Raw genomic sequence first — 16,149 nt, 5'->3', positions numbered from 1 at the left:
GGACGCTCTCCGCGGCTCAAGCCGACGTCTTCTCGTCGCCGGGGAGCACGTAGTCGGTGCCTTCCCACGGGGACAAGAAGTCGAAGTTCCGGAATTCCTGCGTCAGCTGCACCGGCTCGTAGACGACCCGCGCCTGGTCCTGGTCGTAGCGGACCTCGACGAAGCCGGTGAGCGGGAAGTCCTTGCGCAGGGGGTGCCCCTCGAAGCCGTAATCGGTGAGCAGGCGGCGCAGGTCGGGATGGCCCGAGAACAGGATCCCGTAGAGGTCGTAGGTCTCGCGCTCGTACCAGTTGGCCGCCGGGAAGACCTCGATCACGGAGGGGACCGGCGTCACCTCGTCGGTCTGCACCTTCACCCGGATGCGCAGGTTATGGCGCAGGGAGAGCAGGTGGTAGACCACGTCGAAGCGCTTCTCGCGCTGCGGATAGTCCACGCCGCATATGTCGATGAAGTTGCGGAACGCGCAGGCCGGATCGTCGCGCAGGTAGGTCAGCGCGTAGACGATGTCGGAGGCCTGGACCACCAGCGTCAGCTCGCCGAACGCGACGGTGTGGGACACGACCGCTGGCCCGAGGGCGCCGAGGACGCGCTCGGCCAGGGCCGAGACGGCGTCGTCGCCGTAGGCCGGCTGGGTGTGGGGCAGGATCGAGATGCCGTTCGTCATGGCCGCTCCTCAGCGCTCGATCGTGCCGGTCCGGCGGATCTTCTTCTGCAGCAGCAGCACGCCGTAGAGCAGCGCCTCGGCGGTGGGCGGGCAGCCGGGCACGTAGATGTCCACCGGCACCACCCGGTCGCAGCCGCGCACCACCGAGTAGGAGTAGTGGTAGTAGCCGCCGCCGTTGGCGCAGGAGCCCATGGAGATGACGTAGCGGGGCTCCGGCATCTGGTCGTAGACCTTGCGCAGAGCCGGGGCCATCTTGTTGGTCAGCGTGCCGGCGACGATCATCACGTCGGACTGGCGCGGCGAGCCGCGGGGGGCGAAGCCGAAGCGCTCGCAATCGTAGCGCGGCATCGACATCTGCATCATCTCGACCGCGCAGCAGGCGAGACCGAAGGTCATCCACATCAGCGAGCCCGTGCGGGCCCAGTTGATCAGCTCGTCCGTGGTGGTGAGCAGGAAGCCCCGGTCGGCGAGCTCGTCGCTGATCGACAGGAAGGTCGGGTCGTCCGCGCCGATCGGGCGGCCGGTGTTGGGATCGATGATCCCCTTCGGCTGGGGCGCGATCGCGGGGGCGCGGTTGGTGTCGGTGATCAGGGCCATCGGCGACTCAAGAATTCTGTGCGGGCGGCGAGCGGCGGGAGATCAATCCCATTCGAGGGCGCCCTTGCGCCACTCGTAGACGAAACCGACGGTCAGCACGCCCAGGAAGACGATCATCGACCAGAAGCCGAACCAGCCCAGGTCCCCGAAGGTGATCGCCCAGGGGAAGAGGAACGCGACCTCGAGGTCGAAAATGATGAACAGGATGGCGACGAGGTAGAAGCGCACGTCGAACTTCATGCGGGCGTCGTCGAAGGCGTTGAAGCCGCACTCGTAGGCCGAGAGCTTCTCGGGATCGGGGCTCTTGAAGGCCACCAGGAACGGCACGACCAGGAGCGCCGTGGCGATGAACAGCGCCACGCCGATGAACACGATGAGCGGCAGGTAATCCGCCAACAATCCGGTCATGCCAGGGCCTCGCGAGACGAGTGAAACCGCGGTGCGACGCCGACCCGGATCCGCCCGTGGAATTGTTCTTATGCCAGGATGCGCGCGGCCGGAGGCTTAGTCGAGCCGCCGGCCCGTGACAATGGCTTGTCGCGTCGCACAAAGCGCGCTGTCAGCCATCCTGTCGGTCGTCCTGTCGGTCGTCCTGTCGGTCATGTCCGAGATGGGCTTGCGCGGCGCCGGCGCAACACGACGGAAGCGCGCAGGCCCGAGTCGGGGGGCTGGTATGCCCGCGGCGGCGGTCGCGGATCGTGGCGGATGCGAATCCGTGCGGGACGCGCTTGACAGGGCACCGGGCGCCCCATAAACCCCGCCCCGTCGCCGGGCGAAACGCCCCTTCGAAGCGACCACGCCGTGCGGGCGTAGCTCAGTTGGTTAGAGTGCCGGCCTGTCACGCCGGAGGTCGCGGGTTCGAGCCCCGTCGCCCGCGCCACGTCCCCCCGATATCACCATCAGAATTCGTCTCGCGGTGCACCGTGCCGACGCGCAGTCGCGCCTGCCCGAGCGGGACGGGTGATGGCTCGGCCGTGCGGTCAGGCCACCTTCGACGATTCGGGGGCAGGACTCGGCGGAGCGACCGCGCCCGGCCGCGTCCCGCGCAGGCTGAGGGCGATTCCCGTCAGGATCAGGCCTCCCCCGGCCAGGATGTCGGCGCTCAGCGGTTCGCCCAGGACGAGATGCGTGCTCAGGATGCCGGCCACCGGCACCAGCAGGGCGAAGGGGGTCACGGCAGCCGCCGGGTAGCGGGTCAGGAGCCCGTTCCAGAGGCCGAAGGCGAGGAGCGTCGTCGCGTAGGCCTGGAACGCGACCGATCCGATCGCCCCCCAACTCGGATGCGCCAGCGCCGTGAGCGCCCCGGGCCCCTCGACGATCAGCGACAGGATGAGCAGGGGCGGCGTGGTGGCGAGGCTGCTCCAGACCATCAGCGCCAGGCGGTCGACCCGGCCGATCCGCTTCGCGACGACGTTCGCGCTGGCCCAGGACAGGGCCGCGCCGACGACGAGGATCAGCGGGCCGAGCGGGGCGCCCCCGCCCCGCCCGAGCGCCACCGCGGCGACACCGAGGAGCGCGATGCTGCCGCCCAGGATCTGTCGTCGGCGCGGGCGCTCCCCCTGCAGCGCCCAGGCGAGCGCCACGGTGAACGGGACCTGGACCTGGATCAGGAGCGACGACAGCCCGGCCGGCATGCCGAGGCGGATCGCCGTCATGAGCAGCCCGAACTGGCCGACCCCGAGGGCGAGGCCGAACCCCGCCACCAGGGCGACGGGGGCCCGGGGCGGCCGGATCACCAGCGCCGCCGGCAGCGCCGCGAAGCCGAAGCGCAGGGCGCACAGCATCAGCGGCGGCACCGTCTCCAGGCCGACCTTGATGGCCACGAAGGCCAGCCCGAGGATCGTGACCACCAGGATTGCGGCGAGCCCGTCGCGCAGCGTCATGCGCGCACCCTACGCCGCACGCCGACGCGTCACCACCGCATCACCAAGGCCGCACGGCCGCCCGGGCATGGCGTCGCTCGTCGCGCCGGCCGACCAGCAGGTGGATCGCGTCGCCCGCGCCGGGCACGCAGGCATCGGCCACGTCCTGCCGCGTCAGGCCGATATCCTTCAGTTCCCGGTCCGACAGGGTCGACAGGCGCTGGAGCACGCGACGGTTCATCGCCGCCCGCGACAGGCCCGCGCGCACCTCGGCGGCGACCGTCAGCACGGGCCCGGCCATCCGGGCGAGCCATCCGCCGCGCGATCTGATCCGGGATCCGATCCGGGTTTCCAGGGCGGCGGTCTCTGTCAGGCACTGAGTCATGGATCCCCTCCTCCATCGTTCCGGGGCGTCGCGATCCTGGCGGGCGGGGGCTGGCGGCGACAGGAACACTTCGGTACGGTTCGGAAGAATTGTCCGGACGAATGAGCAGTACGGATGACGGTCGAAGTCAGAAGCCCAGGGACGCGCGTCGAGGCCGTGGTCGGCGAGATCCGCGAGCGGATCGCGGCGCGGCGGCTGGTCCCGGGCGTGCGGATCCCCTCGGTCCGGGCCTTCGCGGAGACGATGGGCGTCTCGAAATCCACCGTCGTGGAGGCCTACGAGCGCCTCGCCGCCGAGGGCGCCGTGGTGCCGCGGCCGGGCTCGGGCTTCTACGTCGCCGGCAAGACCCGGCCGCTCTCGCTCCAGGCGATGGGGCCGCGGCTCGACCGGATCGTCGACCCGCTCTGGATCACCCGTCAGGCGCAGCAGGCCGGCTCCGACCAGCTGAAGCCCGGGGCCGGCTGGCTGCCCGATTCCTGGATGCCCCACGAGGCGATCCGCCGGGGCCTGCGCCGGGTGGCCCGGGCCGACCTCGCCGAGATGACCAACTATGACCGGCCCCTGGGCTACGAGCCCCTGCGCCACCAGATCGCCCGCAAGGTCGGCGAGAAGGGCGTCGGCGCCGAGCCCGACCAGATCGTGCTGGTCGAATCGGCTACGCAGGCGCTGGACCTCGTCTGCCGGTTCCTGCTCCAGCCCGGCGACACCGTGCTGGTCGACGATCCCTGCTACTTCAACTTCCTGGCGCTGCTGCGCGCGCAGCGCGTGGCGGTGGTCGGCGTGCCGATCACGCCGGAGGGGCCGGACCTGCAGGCGCTCGCGACCCTGCTGGAGCAGCACCGGCCGCGCTTCTACCTGACCAACGCCGCCCTCCAGAACCCGACCGGGGCGAGCCTCGCGCCGACCGTTGCGCACCGGCTCCTCAAGCTGTGCGAGGCGCACGACACGCTCATCGTCGAGGACGAGATCTTCGGCGACCTCGAGCCCGAGGCCGCCCCGCGGCTCGCCGGCTTCGACGGACTGGAGCGCGTGATCCAGATCGGCAGCTTCTCCAAGACCCTGTCGGCGGCCGCGCGCTGCGGCTGGATCGCGCTCCGGGCCGACTGGGTCGAGCCGCTGGTCGATCTCAAGCTCGCCCTCAGCCTCGGCAACGGCCACATCACGGCCGCGCTGGTGCACGCGCTGATCACCGAGGGCGCCTACCGGCGGCACCTCGCCGAGACCCGCCGCCGGCTCGCCGGCGCGATGGTGCAGGCCTCCGCGGAGCTGCGCGCCTGCGGCCTCGAGACCTGGGCGCAGCCCCGGGGCGGCTTCTTCCTGTGGATGCGGCTGCCCGACGGGCGCGACGGGGCCGACGTCGCCCGCCGGGCGCTGGCACGCGGCATGGTGCTGGCGCCCGGGACCTCGTTCAGCCTGTCGGATGCGTGGAACGGCTACATGCGCTTCAACGTGGCCCACTGCGCCGATCCGCGGATCCGGCCGATCCTCCGGGAGGCGCTGGGCTGAGGGGCACGGTCAGGCCGGCAGCCGCAGCTCCGCCCGCAGGCCGCCGAAATCCGACCGCCCGAGGCTCAGGCCGCCGCCGTACAGCTCGGCGAGCTCCAGGGTGATCGGCAGCCCGAAGCCGTGGCCCGGCACGCCCTCGTCGAGGCGCCGGCCCCGGGCCATGACGGCGGAGGCCGCCGCCGGGTCGAGGCCGGGTCCGTCATCCTCCACGACTACGGCCACCGCGCCGTCGCGCGCCGCCGCCGAGACCCGCACGCGGCCGAGGCACCAGCGGCAGGCATTGTCCACGAGGTTGCCGAGCATCTCGTCGAGATCCTGGCCCTCGCAGGAGACCGACAGGGTCTCCGGGACGTCGAGGTCGATCGCCGCGCCCTTCTCGGCGTGGATCCGCGTCAGCGCCGCGCGCAGGTCCGACAGCCGGGGCGCCAGGGCCGTGCGGCCCCGGGCCGAGCCCGCCAGGGCCGCGGCCCGGGCGCGCCGGAGGTGATGGCGCACCCGCCGGTCCATGTCGTCCACCTGCCGGCGCAGGGCGCCGTCCGGGTCGCGGGCCGGCTCCGCGAGGGCCATCGACAGGGTGGCGAGCGGCGTCTTGAGGGCGTGGGCGAGGTTGGCGACGTGGCCGCGGGCGCGTTCCAGGTTCTGCGCGTTCTGGTCGAGGAGCGCGTTGAGTTCCGCCACCATCGGCGCGATCTCGGCCGGCTGGTCCGCCGGCACGCGCTCGTGCCGCCCCGCCCGGACCGACGCGAGGTCCGCGCGCAGGCGCGTCAGCGGCGCGAGGCCCAGGCGTACCTGGAAGGCCAGGCCCGCGAGCAGGCACAGGCCGAGGATGCCGAGCGCCAGGGCGAGGCTCGTGAGCGCCTCGCGCAGCGGCCCGCGCAGCTCCCCCTCCGGCGCCGCCACCACGATCGTCGCCGGCTCGGGCCCGGGCACGGCCAGCACGCGGGCGACGAGGGGCTCGCCGCGCGGCCCCGTGCCCGAGGCCGGGTGCGGCCGGCCCGGATCGTCGTCCGGTCCGGGATCGGACAGGCGGATGTCCCCGCCCCGCAGGGAGCCGGATCGGATCGTCTCGGCGCCACGGCGCACCTCCCAGGCCCAGCCGGGGCCGGGCCGGTCGAAGGGCGGCGCGTCGAGCCCCTGCGGGAGGATCCCGGCCTCGAGCCCGGCCCGCAGGGCGACGATCTGCGCGTCGAGCCGGCCGTCGAGCTGCCCGCGCACGAAGCGGTGCAGGATCACCCCGATGGCGAGGCCCGCCACCACCAGGGCCGCCAGCACCAGCACCAGGGCCGACGCGAGCAGCCGTGTGCGGAGCGAGCGGCGCCGCGCCGTCGCCGCCATCAGGCGGGCTCCGCGTGCAGGCGGTAGCCGTGGCCGCGCACGCTCTCGATCCGCGCCGGCGCGATCTTCCGGCGCAGGCGCGTGATGATCACCTCGACGGAATTCGAATCGACGTCGGCGTCGCCCTCGTAGACCCGCTCGATCAGGTGCGGGCGCGGCACCACGGTCTCGCGGTTCAGCATCAGGCAGGACAGGACCCGCCATTCCAGGCCGGTGAGCTTGAGCGGCAGGCCCTCGTGCTCGAAGGCGCCGAGACCCGGATCGAAGCTGAGGGGACCGCAGGTGATCCGGCTCGCGCCCCCGCCCTGGGACCGGCGCACGAGGGCGCGGAGGCGGATCACCAACTCCTCCACGCGCACCGGCTTTACGAGATAATCGTCCGCCCCCGCCTTGAAGGCCGCGACCTTGTCGCTCCAGCCGTCCCGGGCGGTGAGCACCAGCACCGGCAGGGTCCGGCCGGCCCCGCGCCAGGCCCGCAGCACCGAGACGCCGTCGCCCTTCGGCAGGCCGAGATCGAGCACGACGGCGTCGTAGCCCTCGGTCTCGCCGAGATGCTGGGCGTCCTCGCCGGTGGCGGCGTGGTCGAGCACGAAGTTCTCGGCGCGCAGGACCTTGGCGACCTCCGCCGCGAGGGCGGCGTCGTCCTCCACCAGCAGGATCTTCACCGGTCTCACCTCCCCGTCTGGACCGCGGCGGCCGGCCGGTTTCGCCCGCCGCCGCCGGCACTTAGGGCCGTGGTCTCACGTCGGCTCCCGGGACGGCCGCCCGGGCGCCGACCTGTCGGCCCGCATCAACGCCCGCTGCCAAGCCTCTGAACCCGCACGGGTTCCACACGGAGCGCTCTAGGGCGGCGCGTTTAACCGGGCCTGAACCGCGCGGTTCAGACCGGATTGCCGGCGCCTCCCTAGGAAGGGGCATCGGATCGAGCGGATCCGGACCCTCCAGAGGATGAGATCATGAGCGACGACAAGACCATCGACGGGACCGCGCGGGAAGTCCGCGAGACCGAGGCCGCCAAGCCGGCGTCGCGGGCGGTGCCGCGGCGGACCTGGGTGGTGGGCGCGGTGGCGCTGCCGCTGGCCCTGGGCGCCGTCGGCCTGTCCCTGGCGCAGGGAACGCCGTTCCAGCCGACGCCGGTCGCGCCGGTGGCGATCCAGGCCCTGGCCCCCTCCGGCGCGACCGCCATCAAGGGTGAGGTCGCGGAGATCTTCGGCAACAAGTTCGTGGTGCAGGACGGGACCGGGCGGGCCCTCGTGGAGACGGGCCGCGAGGGCGAGGGCGGCGGCCTCGTCGCCAAGGGCGAGACCGTGACGGTGCAGGGTCGCTTCGAGACCGGCTTCCTGCGCGCCCGGGTCCTGACCCACGGGGACGGGCGCACGCTGCTGCTCGGGCCGGCCGGCGGCCCTCCGACCGGCAGCCTGGACTGGGCCAAGGACCGGCTCGGTCTCGGGCCGAAGCCCGACATGGCCGCCCTGACCGCCTCGGTCCAGGCGGCGGGCTACGGCGACGTGCGGGTCACGGGTCGCGGGCCGCGCCACGTCGAGGTGGCCGCGAAGGACCGGGACGGCCGCGAGCACCAGCTCCATGTCGGCTTCGACGGCCAGGTGCGGGAGCGCCCCGCGCCGGGGTTGCCGCCGCTCTGAGCCGGGCCCGGGCGGGCGGGTCCGCGTGCAACCCTTCCGCGCCTGCCGCGTCCTCCTGTCTCTCGCCGGACAGGAGGTGCGCGCCGTGGAGCCGATGAAGCCGATGGAACCCATGAAGCCCATGGAGCCCATGGAGCCCATGAAACCGATGAAGGGCGCGGAGCCCTGGTGGCCGAAGGATCTCGGCGAGCCCGCGACCAGCGGCGCGCAGAACGGGATGAGGTACGCGTTCTTCCCGGACAAGCGCCGCCTCCTCGTCGACCGCGACGGGCAGGTCTCGACCTACGACAGCGGCGACCACCGGATCGGCGGTGTCGCGCAGGCGGACGGGGCGGCCAAGACCCTGACCTTCACCGGCCAGGACGGCGAGGTCGACCTGGGCTCCCTGAAGAAGCTCGACTGAGCCCGGCGTGGACAGGCCGGGACGGCGCGCTTAAGCCCGGCCCGACCATGCGAGCCGTCCCGCCAGACCCCGCGATGCCATGCGCGCGCTGATCGACCTCGTCCGCGCCATGCGGTCGGCCGACCGGCGCCGGCTCGCCCTGATCGCCCTCGGCCTCGCGGCGGCGGCGCTGCTCGAGGTGGTGGGCGTCGCCTCGGTGATCCCGTTCCTGACGCTGGTCGGGGACCCGTCGGCGGCGACCCGGATCCCCTACCTGGCCCAGGCCCGGAGCGCCCTCGGACTGACCGACGAGCGCGGCTTCCTGCTGGTGACCGGCGGGGCCGCGCTCGCGGCGATCCTCGTCACCGCGCTGGTGAATGCCGGGCTGACCTACGCGCAGCTCCGGTTCACGCACCTGGCCGGCTACAGCCTCAGCCGGCGGCTGCTGTTCCGCTACCTCGACCGGGAGCGGCTGTTCTTCGCGAAGGCCAACAGCGCCGAGCTCGCCAAGAACGTGCTGTCCGAGACCGACCGGCTGGTGATCGGCGCGCTGACCCCCGCCACGGTGCTCGCCTCGCGGGCGAGCTCGGCGCTCGCGGTGATCGTCTTCCTGCTGGCCTACGCGCCACAGCTCGCGCTGATCCTGGGGGGCGGCTTCGGCGGCCTCTATGTCGGGATCTACCTCGTGATGCGCGCCCGGCTGGCGCGGCTGGGCGGCCGCACCGTCGCCGACAACGAGGCCCGCTTCCGGATCGTGCAGGAGACCTTCGGGGCGCTCACCGAGCTGAAGCTCTACGGGCGCGCGGAGGCGTTCGCGTCGCGGTTCGACGCCCCGGCCCGGGCCTACGCCCTCGCCACCGCGGCGAGCCAGCTCACCGGCCAGATGCCGCGCTTCGTCATCGAGGCCCTGGCCTTCGGCGGGGTGATCGTGGTGGTGCTGTTCGCGCTCGCCCAGGGGCTCGACGTCGCCGGCATCCTGCCGCTGCTCGGCCTGTTCGCCTTCGCGGGCTACCGCATGCTGCCGGCCTTCCAGAACATCTTCACCTCGGTGGCGCTGATGCGCTTCACCCTGCCGGCGGTGCGGGTGATCGTCGACGAGCTCGCCGACGAGCGCGAGCCCCGGCCCCGCACCGCGGAGCGGCTGCCCTTCGCGCGGGCGATCCGGCTCGAGAGCCTCGGCTTCGACTACGGCACCGGCCGTCCGGCCCTCGCGGGGATCGACTTGACGATCCCGGTCAACGCCACGGTCGGCCTCGCCGGGCGCACCGGCTCGGGCAAGTCGACGCTCGCGGGCCTGATCCTCGGCGTCCTGGGCCCGACCGCCGGGCGGATCACCGTGGACGGCCGGGCCCTCGATGCCGAGATCCTGCCCGCCTGGCAGAACCGGATCGGCTACGTCCCGCAGGAGGTGTTCCTGGTGGACGGGACCGTGGCGGAGAACATCGCGCTCGGCCTCGACGCGCCGGACCTCGCCGCCGTCGAGCGGGCGGCGCGGCTCGCCGGCGCCCACGACTTCGTCGCCGCCCTGCCGCACGGCTACGCCGAGCGGGTCGGCGAGCGCGGGGCGCGGCTGTCCGGCGGCCAGCGCCAGCGCGTCGGCATCGCCCGGGCACTCTACCACGACCCGGACGTCATCGTCTTCGACGAAGCGACCTCGGCCCTCGACGACGAGACGCAGGCGGCCGTGATGCGGGCGCTGCGCGCCCTCTCGGGCCGGCGGACGCTGATCCTGATCGCCCACCGCCTCTCGACCCTGGAGGGCGCCGACGCGGTCCACGTCCTGGAGGCCGGCCGGATCGTCGCTTCCGGGCCGCCCGAGGCGGTCCTGCCGGGGCTCGGAACGGCGGCCTGAGCAACCGCGCGCCGGGGCCTTGCGTCCGGCCCCGCCTCCGTTACCTCGGCTCACCGAGGCAGACCGGGAGAGCACCGTGACCACGCGCATCGAGCTGACCGCACCGGACGGCACCACCGCGACGCTCGCGACCGACGGGGCCGAGCCGGTCTCGTGGCGGGTCGGCGGGACCGAGTATCTCTGGAGCGGCGATCCCGAGCACTGGAACCGCCACGCACCCTGGCTCTTCCCGGTGGTCGGCGCCTCGGCGGGCGGGCACGTGACGGTCGGGTCCGAGCGCTACCCGATGGCCCAGCACGGCTTCGCCCGGGACCTGCCCTTCGCGGTGGTCGATCGCAGCGCCGACGCGGTCACCCTGCGCCTGACCGACGGGCCCGAGACGCGGGCGCACTACCCGTTCGCGTTCCGGCTCGACATCGCCGCGCGGGTCCGCCCCGCGGGGCTCGACCTCGACGTGACCGTCGCCAATCCCGGCGCCGTCCCCCTGCCCTACGCCCTCGGCTTCCACCCGGCCTTCCCATGGCCCTTCGCGGGCGGCACCCGCGCCCGCGACGGCGGCTACGCGGTCGCCTTCGAGGAGGCGGAGCGGCCCTTCGCCCCCCAGGTCGGCCCGGGCGGCCTGCTGCTGCGCGACGAGCAGCCGATCCCCCTCGCCGGGGACACGCTGCCCCTCGATCCGGCGCTCTTCACCGAGGCCTTCGTGTTCCGGAACGCCCGCAGCCGCTGGATGCGCTTCACCGGCCCCGGACGATCGATCCGCATGGAGATGGCGGATTTCCCCCACCTGGCGGTCTGGACCAAGCCGACCGCACCCTTCCTGTCGCTGGAGTGCTGGACCGGCTACGCCGACTGGTCGGACTTCGCGGGCGACCTCGCCGCGCGCGATTCGCAGCGCCTGCTCGCCCCGGGCGACGCAGCGCGCCACGGCGTCCGCCTGATGCTGGAGACCTAGCCCTTGCGGATCTGGGTGGCGCGGCCCGAGCCGGGAGCGACGCGGACCGGGGCGGCCCTTGCCGAACTCGGCCATGCGCCGCTTGTGGCGCCCGTCCTGGCCGTGCGGCCGACCGCGGCGGCCCCGCCCATGGGACCCTTCGCCGCGCTGCTGCTGACCAGCGCCAACGCGGTTCCGGCGATCCGCGACGCCCCGGCCCTGCGCGGACTCCCGGTCTTTGCCGTCGGCGCTCGGACGGCCGCCCTGGCCCGCGCGGCCGGTCTCGGCCCCGTCCGGGAGGGGCCCGGCGACGCCGCGGGCCTCGCCGGCCTGGTGGCGGCGACGCTGCCGCCCGGCCAGCCGCTCCTCCACGCGACGGGAGCCGAGCGCAAGCCGGAACCGGCGGCGACGCTCACGGCCGCCGGATTCCGGGTCACGGCCTTCGTGGCGTACCGGGCCGAACCGCTGGACCGCCTGCCGCCGGCGGTCGGCCGCGAACTCGCCGGGAACCGCCTCGAGGCGGCCCTTCACTATTCCCGGCGCAGCGCCGCCGTCGCCCTTGCCCTCGCGGATGGATCGGAGCACGGCGGAGCTTTCCGCCGGCTGAGGCATTACTGCCTATCGCCGGATGTTGCGGCACCCCTGGAAGCGGCCGGTGTTCCGGTCCATTTCGTCGCGGCACGCCCGCGCGAAGCGGACCTGCTCGACGCCCTGGCAGGGCGACCGGGCTAACCGCGCGGTGACAGGGAGGCCGGGCCGCCGTATCTCGCCCTCGCGCCCGGCGCCGCCGCGGTGCTAGGGGGGCGCGGCGACGCCGAAGAGTTGGAGGACTTGCCCGTGACGCCACCACCCAGCGACGCCGACAAGCCCGGCCCCGGCGGCCGGAAGCCGGACGCCGCGCCCGGCAAGCCCGGGCAGTCCAGCCCGCCCGGCGGCGCGTCCCGACCGGCCGCGACGTCGGCGTCCACGGCCTCCACGTCGGCCTCGATGTCGGCCTCCACCTCTTCCACCGCCGCCGGCGGCGTGCGGGGGCCGCAGGGATCCGCGTCGGGAACGCCGCCCAGGCCGGCGACCGACCCGGTCGTGACCGCCAAGCCCGGCACGACCGATCCGAAGGCCGACGCCGGCAAGCCGGTCTCCGGGGCCGACAGCCTGAAGCCGTCGACCGGCCCGGCCGCCCAGTCGGCCGGTGCGAAGCCCGATCCCGTGACGGCGGGCGCCGCGTCGTCGGCCTCCGACGGCAGGACCGGAGCGTCCCCCTCGTCGTCGTCGACGGCCTCCACCGCCGCGTCCGGGACGTCCGGCGCGAAGATCGATCCGAAGGCCGCGCAGCCCGGAACCGGCCCGCAGGGCGGTCCCCGTCCGGGGGGAGGCGCACCCGGCGCCGCGGGCCCGGCAGCGGCCAGCGCGGTGACGGCCGGCCCGATCATCGACCTGAAGGCCAAGCGCATCCCGGATCCGCCGGCCGCCGGCAAGGAGCCGGGCAAGGACGCTTCCAAGGACGCCTCCAGGGACGGCAAGGAGCCGCCGAAAGGCCCGATCCCCGCGGTGGCCGCCGTCGATCCCAGCAGGAGCGCCGCCGCGCCCGCCGGTCGGGCCCGGGCCGGGTTCGGCTCGCTCGCGGCCGCGGGGCTGCTCGGCGGCGTGATCGGCGCCGGCCTGCTGTTCGGCGCCGAGAAGGCCGGGATCGGACCCGACCCGCGCCTGAGCGCCCTGGACCAGAGGCTCTCCAGCCAGCTCGCGTCCCTCGACAAGCGTCTCGACGGGCTGGCCCCGCGCGACGCCGTGACGGCGCTCGACAAGCGCGTCGCCGCCGCCGAGGCGAGCGCCAAGCAGGCCCTGGACAAGTCCGGTGCGGCGCCCGCGTCCACCGCCAACGGGCAAGCGGCCGGTCAGGCCTCCGGTCAGGCCCCCGCGGTGCCGCCGGATCTCGTCGCCCGCCTCGACAGCCTCGACCAGCGCGTCGCGGCCCTGCAGGAGGAGCCGGGTCAGGAGCCCGGTCGCGACCAGCCGGCCGATTCGAAGCTCGGCGTGGTCCAGGACAATGCGAAGCAGATCGCCGACCTCGAGACCCGCCTGAAGGCGGTGGAGGATGGCGGCGCCAACAAGGGCGCGGCCGAGGAGGCCGCTCGCAAGGTCGCGGCGCTGCAGAGCGAGGTGGAGCAGAAGACCAAGGCGAACGCCGAGGCCGACGCGGCCCTGGGGCAGCGCCTCGATGCGCTGCAGCAGGCCGTCGATGCGCGGGTGAAGGCCGCGACCGAGGCGGTCCAGGCGGCGACCCAGGCGAGCCGCACCGCCGCCGAGGCCGGACAGGCCCAGGCCGCGGAGGCCGCGAAGGCGGTCGACCGGCGGCTGCAGGAGCAGGCCGACCAGATCGCCGCCCTGGACAAGAGCGTCGCGCAGCGCGCCGAGGCCAGCACCGTTCAGGCAGCGCTCCGGGTCGTCGTCGCCGACCGCGTGGCGGCCGCCCTGGAATCCGGGACGAGCTACGCCGAGCCGCTCGCGACCCTGCGCAAGCTCGATCCGGGGACCGACGCGCAGGCCAAGGCCCTGGCGCCCTTCGCCGACGGCGGTGCTCCCTCGGCTGGGGATCTTGCCGACACGTTCCGGCCGATCGCCGAGCGGATCGCGGCCAAGCGGCAGGCGCAGCGGGCCAAGAGCGCGGCCGAGACCGGCGATTTCCGCACCAAGCTCCTCAGCATGGCCGACGGTCTCGTGCAGATCCGCAAGGCGGACGCACCCGCTCCCGAGGCCGCGGACGATCCGGAGAGCAAGGTCCAGGCGGCCCTCGACCGCGGCGACCTGCCGGCGGCCTCGGCGGCCTTCGCGGCGCTCCCGGCCGAGGCCCGGGAGCAGGCCGGGGATTTCGGCGCCAAGCTCAAGGCCCGGGCCGAGGCCGAGCAGGCCGTGCGCGCGCTGCTCGACGGCGCCTTCAAGGCCCTGCCGGTCGGCGCCGCCCAGCCGGCCCAGGCCGCCCCCGGGCGCTAGGCCGGTGAGGGCCCCGATCCGCGCGCTGCGCGGCCGCACCATCTCCGAGCGGGCGCGCAGGCGCCCCGCTCCTCCCGCACCCCGCGACGGCCGCCAGCCGGCCGCCGACAGGAGATACTGACCCCATGTGGCGCGCCCTCGCCTTCCTGGCCCTGCTCGCACTCGCCGCCTTCGGGGCGGTCTGGATCGCCGACAGGCCCGGCACCGTCACCGTCGTCTGGAACGGCTACCAGATCGGCACCAGCCTCGCGGTCGCCCTCGTCGGCGTGATCGCGGCGGCGATCGTCCTGGGCGTCCTCTGGGCGATCGTGCGCGGTGTCATCGGCCTGCCCGAGGCCCTGGTCCGCGGCTCGGCCGAGCGGCGCCGGGCCAAGGGCCTCTCGGCCCTCTCCCGCGGCATGGTGGCGGTGGGCTCGGGCGATCCCCTGGCGGCCCGCCGCTTCGCGGGCGACGCCGAGCGGCTCCTCGGCACCGAGCCGCTGACCCTGCTGCTGAAGGCGCAGGCGGCGCAGATCTCCGGCGACCGGGACGCGGCCGAGAGCGCCTTCCAGCGCATGGTCGACGATCCCGAGACCCGGGTCCTGGGCCTGCGCGGCCTGTTCGTCGAGGCCCGGCGCCGCGAGGACGAGACGGCCGCCCGCGCCTACGCCACCGAGGCCGCCCGCCTCGCCCCGAGCGTGACCTGGGCCAACGAGGCCCTTCTGGAGGCGCAGAGCGCCGACGGCGACTGGGCGGCCGCCCTGGAGACGATCGAGCGCCGCTCGTCCCTCGGACTGATCGACAAGGCCGCGGCCCGACGCCAGCGGGCGGTGCTCCTCACCGCCATCGCTGGCGAGCGCGAGGCCGGCGAGCCGGAGATCGCCACGGAGCGGGCCCTGCAGGCGGTCAAGCTCGCCCCCGACCTCGTGCCGGCGGCCTGCATCGCCGGCCGCCTCCTCGCCCGTCGCGGCGACGTCAAGAAGGCCGCCCGGATCGTCGAGGCGGCCTGGAAGGCCAATCCCCATCCCGACCTCGCGAAGGTCTATCTGGGCCTGCGTCCCGGCGATTCGGTCCGCGACCGCCTCGCCCGCGCCGAAGTCCTGGCGAAGCTGTCGGTCTGGGACCCCGAATCCCGCCTCGCCCTGGGCCAGGCCGCCCTCGACGCGCGGGACTACAAGCGGGCCCGCGAGGCCGTGAAGCCCCTGCTCTCCGACCGTCCGACCGCCCGGGCCTGCCTGATGATGGCGGCCATCGAGGAGGCCGAGCACGGGGCCGCTTCCGGTCAGGCCCGCGAGTGGCTGGCCCGGGCCGCCCGCGCCCCGCGCGACCGCGTGTGGATCGCCGACGGCATCGCCACCGATACCTGGGCGCCGGTCTCGCCGGTGACCGGGCGCCTCGACGCCTTCGCGTGGCGCGAGCCCCCGAACACGCTCGGTGCCGCGCCCGCGGTGGAGCCGGAGGCGGACGCCGCCGGCCCGGCCCTCGTGCCGGCGGCCCCGAACGCCGCGGCGCCGGGCGCCAGACCGCTCGCCTCATCGGTCCCCGTGTCGCCTTCGACCGTGTCCCCCGCCGCCGCGACTGCTCCGGTCCCGTCGCCGACACCCGCGTCGACCTCCGCGTCGGCCAAGGCCGCGTCCTCGGCCTCGGTCGCGTCCGCGGCGTCGACCTCCACCGGGCCGATCCCGACCGTCCTTCCGGCGAAGGCGAGCGCCTCGAAGGCGGCCGGTGCCGACCCGGTCTCGGCCGGGATGGCGTCTGCGGCGTTGCCGCCTTCCGGCTCGGGTGAGCGGCCGGTTCGTCGGATCGGGTGACCGGTTTCACGGCGCGCCGGCCGTCCGAGCGCGAGATGACAGGAGCGCCGCGGGGTCACGGACACGCCGGGGCGTTCGACTATTGCAAGTTGAATGAGCCGGCGCGCCGTGTAGCTTGTCGTGAGCTGCCGACCGAGGATCCGATCATCCCCCAGCCCGCTCACAGCCCGCGCGCGCCGTCGATCCGGTCGGATCGGAGGGGCGTCCCGCGTCG

Annotated in this window: 15 protein-coding genes and 1 tRNA gene; 9 read left to right on the top strand and 7 right to left on the bottom strand. The window is 74.5% G+C overall.

All coding sequences use genetic code 11. The features are described 5' to 3' along the window. Window positions 1-16: 16 nt before the first annotated feature. Genes BM419_RS06780 through BM419_RS06770 form a run of 3 tightly spaced genes read right to left on the bottom strand, consistent with a single transcriptional unit; the run spans window position 17 to window position 1,669 of the window. On the bottom strand, window positions 17-664 hold the full coding sequence (locus BM419_RS06780; protein WP_056532537.1) for an NADH-quinone oxidoreductase subunit C: 648 nt from the start codon (window positions 662-664) through the stop codon (window positions 17-19). Between the two features lie 9 nt (window positions 665-673). Then, the gene (locus tag BM419_RS06775; protein WP_010686017.1) at window positions 674-1,261 is read right to left on the bottom strand and encodes a NuoB/complex I 20 kDa subunit family protein; all 588 of its coding nucleotides are present in this window, start codon (window positions 1,259-1,261) and stop codon (window positions 674-676) included. 42 nt (window positions 1,262-1,303) lie between these two features. After that, window positions 1,304-1,669 (bottom strand): NADH-quinone oxidoreductase subunit A, encoded by a 366-nt coding sequence (locus BM419_RS06770; protein WP_007560754.1) that lies wholly within the window; start codon window positions 1,667-1,669, stop codon window positions 1,304-1,306. A 395-nt stretch (window positions 1,670-2,064) separates the two neighbouring features. Here BM419_RS06770 and BM419_RS06765 point away from each other — a divergent pair. Beyond that, window positions 2,065-2,141 (top strand) — tRNA-Asp (locus BM419_RS06765). Between the two features lie 100 nt (window positions 2,142-2,241). Here the strand turns inward: BM419_RS06765 and BM419_RS06760 are convergent. Continuing rightward, a complete protein-coding gene (locus tag BM419_RS06760; protein WP_091925803.1) occupies window positions 2,242-3,144 on the bottom strand; it encodes an EamA family transporter in 903 nt (300 codons plus the stop codon). 40 nt (window positions 3,145-3,184) lie between these two features. Beyond that, window positions 3,185-3,508, bottom strand: a complete 324-nt coding sequence (locus BM419_RS06755; protein ID WP_091925800.1) for a DUF1127 domain-containing protein — start codon at window positions 3,506-3,508, stop codon at window positions 3,185-3,187. Window positions 3,509-3,622: 114 nt separating this feature from the next. On the opposite strand from BM419_RS06755, the gene BM419_RS06750 reads away from it, so the two are divergent. Continuing rightward, window positions 3,623-5,014 carry an aminotransferase-like domain-containing protein gene (locus BM419_RS06750; protein WP_020092232.1) on the top strand — a complete coding sequence of 464 codons (1,392 nt, stop codon included), beginning with the start codon at window positions 3,623-3,625 and terminating at the stop codon, window positions 5,012-5,014. A gap of 9 nt (window positions 5,015-5,023) precedes the next feature. On the opposite strand, the gene BM419_RS06745 is transcribed toward BM419_RS06750, so the two are convergent. After that, window positions 5,024-6,349, bottom strand: a complete 1,326-nt coding sequence (locus BM419_RS06745) for a sensor histidine kinase (RefSeq protein WP_091925796.1) — start codon at window positions 6,347-6,349, stop codon at window positions 5,024-5,026. Then, a complete protein-coding gene (locus tag BM419_RS06740) occupies window positions 6,349-7,014 on the bottom strand; it encodes a response regulator transcription factor (protein ID WP_020092230.1) in 666 nt (221 codons plus the stop codon). The genes BM419_RS06745 and BM419_RS06740 overlap by 1 nt, the downstream gene beginning before the upstream one ends. A gap of 291 nt (window positions 7,015-7,305) precedes the next feature. Between BM419_RS06740 and BM419_RS06735 the strand changes: the two genes are divergently transcribed. The 7 genes from BM419_RS06735 to BM419_RS06705 all read left to right on the top strand — a co-directional run bounded on the left by BM419_RS06735 (window position 7,306) and on the right by BM419_RS06705 (window position 15,935). Continuing rightward, entirely contained in the window at window positions 7,306-7,992 is a 687-nt protein-coding gene (locus BM419_RS06735) for a DNA-binding protein (RefSeq protein ID WP_091680303.1), read from the top strand. A gap of 25 nt (window positions 7,993-8,017) precedes the next feature. Then, complete coding sequence (locus tag BM419_RS06730; RefSeq protein ID WP_244526940.1) at window positions 8,018-8,395, top strand: hypothetical protein; 378 nt, start codon at window positions 8,018-8,020, stop codon at window positions 8,393-8,395. A 79-nt stretch (window positions 8,396-8,474) separates the two neighbouring features. Continuing rightward, the gene (locus tag BM419_RS06725; protein ID WP_091925792.1) at window positions 8,475-10,226 is read left to right on the top strand and encodes an ABC transporter ATP-binding protein; all 1,752 of its coding nucleotides are present in this window, start codon (window positions 8,475-8,477) and stop codon (window positions 10,224-10,226) included. 76 nt (window positions 10,227-10,302) lie between these two features. After that, window positions 10,303-11,178: an aldose 1-epimerase family protein gene (locus tag BM419_RS06720; RefSeq protein WP_091925790.1), complete on the top strand. Its 876-nt coding sequence runs from the start codon at window positions 10,303-10,305 to the stop codon at window positions 11,176-11,178. A 3-nt stretch (window positions 11,179-11,181) separates the two neighbouring features. Beyond that, window positions 11,182-11,889: a uroporphyrinogen-III synthase gene (locus BM419_RS06715; protein WP_091925787.1), complete on the top strand. Its 708-nt coding sequence runs from the start codon at window positions 11,182-11,184 to the stop codon at window positions 11,887-11,889. A gap of 105 nt (window positions 11,890-11,994) precedes the next feature. After that, entirely contained in the window at window positions 11,995-14,145 is a 2,151-nt protein-coding gene (locus tag BM419_RS06710) for a translation initiation factor 2 (protein WP_091925784.1), read from the top strand. Between the two features lie 125 nt (window positions 14,146-14,270). Beyond that, a complete protein-coding gene (locus tag BM419_RS06705) occupies window positions 14,271-15,935 on the top strand; it encodes a heme biosynthesis protein HemY (RefSeq protein ID WP_091925780.1) in 1,665 nt (554 codons plus the stop codon). Window positions 15,936-16,149 lie beyond the last annotated feature (214 nt).

The organism is Methylobacterium sp. yr668 (genome assembly GCF_900116245.1).
Lineage (GTDB): Bacteria > Pseudomonadota > Alphaproteobacteria > Rhizobiales > Beijerinckiaceae > Methylobacterium.
This window is presented reverse-complemented; position numbering and strand designations above follow the sequence as displayed.

Excerpts from the sequence above, each read along its gene's own strand:
- BM419_RS06780 (WP_056532537.1), bottom strand. The coding sequence starts at position 664 with ATGACGAACGGCATCTCGATCCTGCCCCACACCCAGCCGGCCTACGGC.
- BM419_RS06775 (WP_010686017.1), bottom strand. The coding sequence starts at position 1,261 with ATGGCCCTGATCACCGACACCAACCGCGCCCCCGCGATCGCGCCCCAG.
- BM419_RS06770 (WP_007560754.1), bottom strand. The coding sequence starts at position 1,669 with ATGACCGGATTGTTGGCGGATTACCTGCCGCTCATCGTGTTCATCGGC.
- BM419_RS06760 (WP_091925803.1), bottom strand. The coding sequence starts at position 3,144 with ATGACGCTGCGCGACGGGCTCGCCGCAATCCTGGTGGTCACGATCCTC.
- BM419_RS06755 (WP_091925800.1), bottom strand. The coding sequence starts at position 3,508 with ATGACTCAGTGCCTGACAGAGACCGCCGCCCTGGAAACCCGGATCGGA.
- BM419_RS06750 (WP_020092232.1), top strand. The coding sequence starts at position 3,623 with ATGACGGTCGAAGTCAGAAGCCCAGGGACGCGCGTCGAGGCCGTGGTC.
- BM419_RS06745 (WP_091925796.1), bottom strand. The coding sequence starts at position 6,349 with ATGGCGGCGACGGCGCGGCGCCGCTCGCTCCGCACACGGCTGCTCGCG.
- BM419_RS06735 (WP_091680303.1), top strand. The coding sequence starts at position 7,306 with ATGAGCGACGACAAGACCATCGACGGGACCGCGCGGGAAGTCCGCGAG.
- BM419_RS06725 (WP_091925792.1), top strand. The coding sequence starts at position 8,475 with ATGCGCGCGCTGATCGACCTCGTCCGCGCCATGCGGTCGGCCGACCGG.
- BM419_RS06705 (WP_091925780.1), top strand. The coding sequence starts at position 14,271 with ATGTGGCGCGCCCTCGCCTTCCTGGCCCTGCTCGCACTCGCCGCCTTC.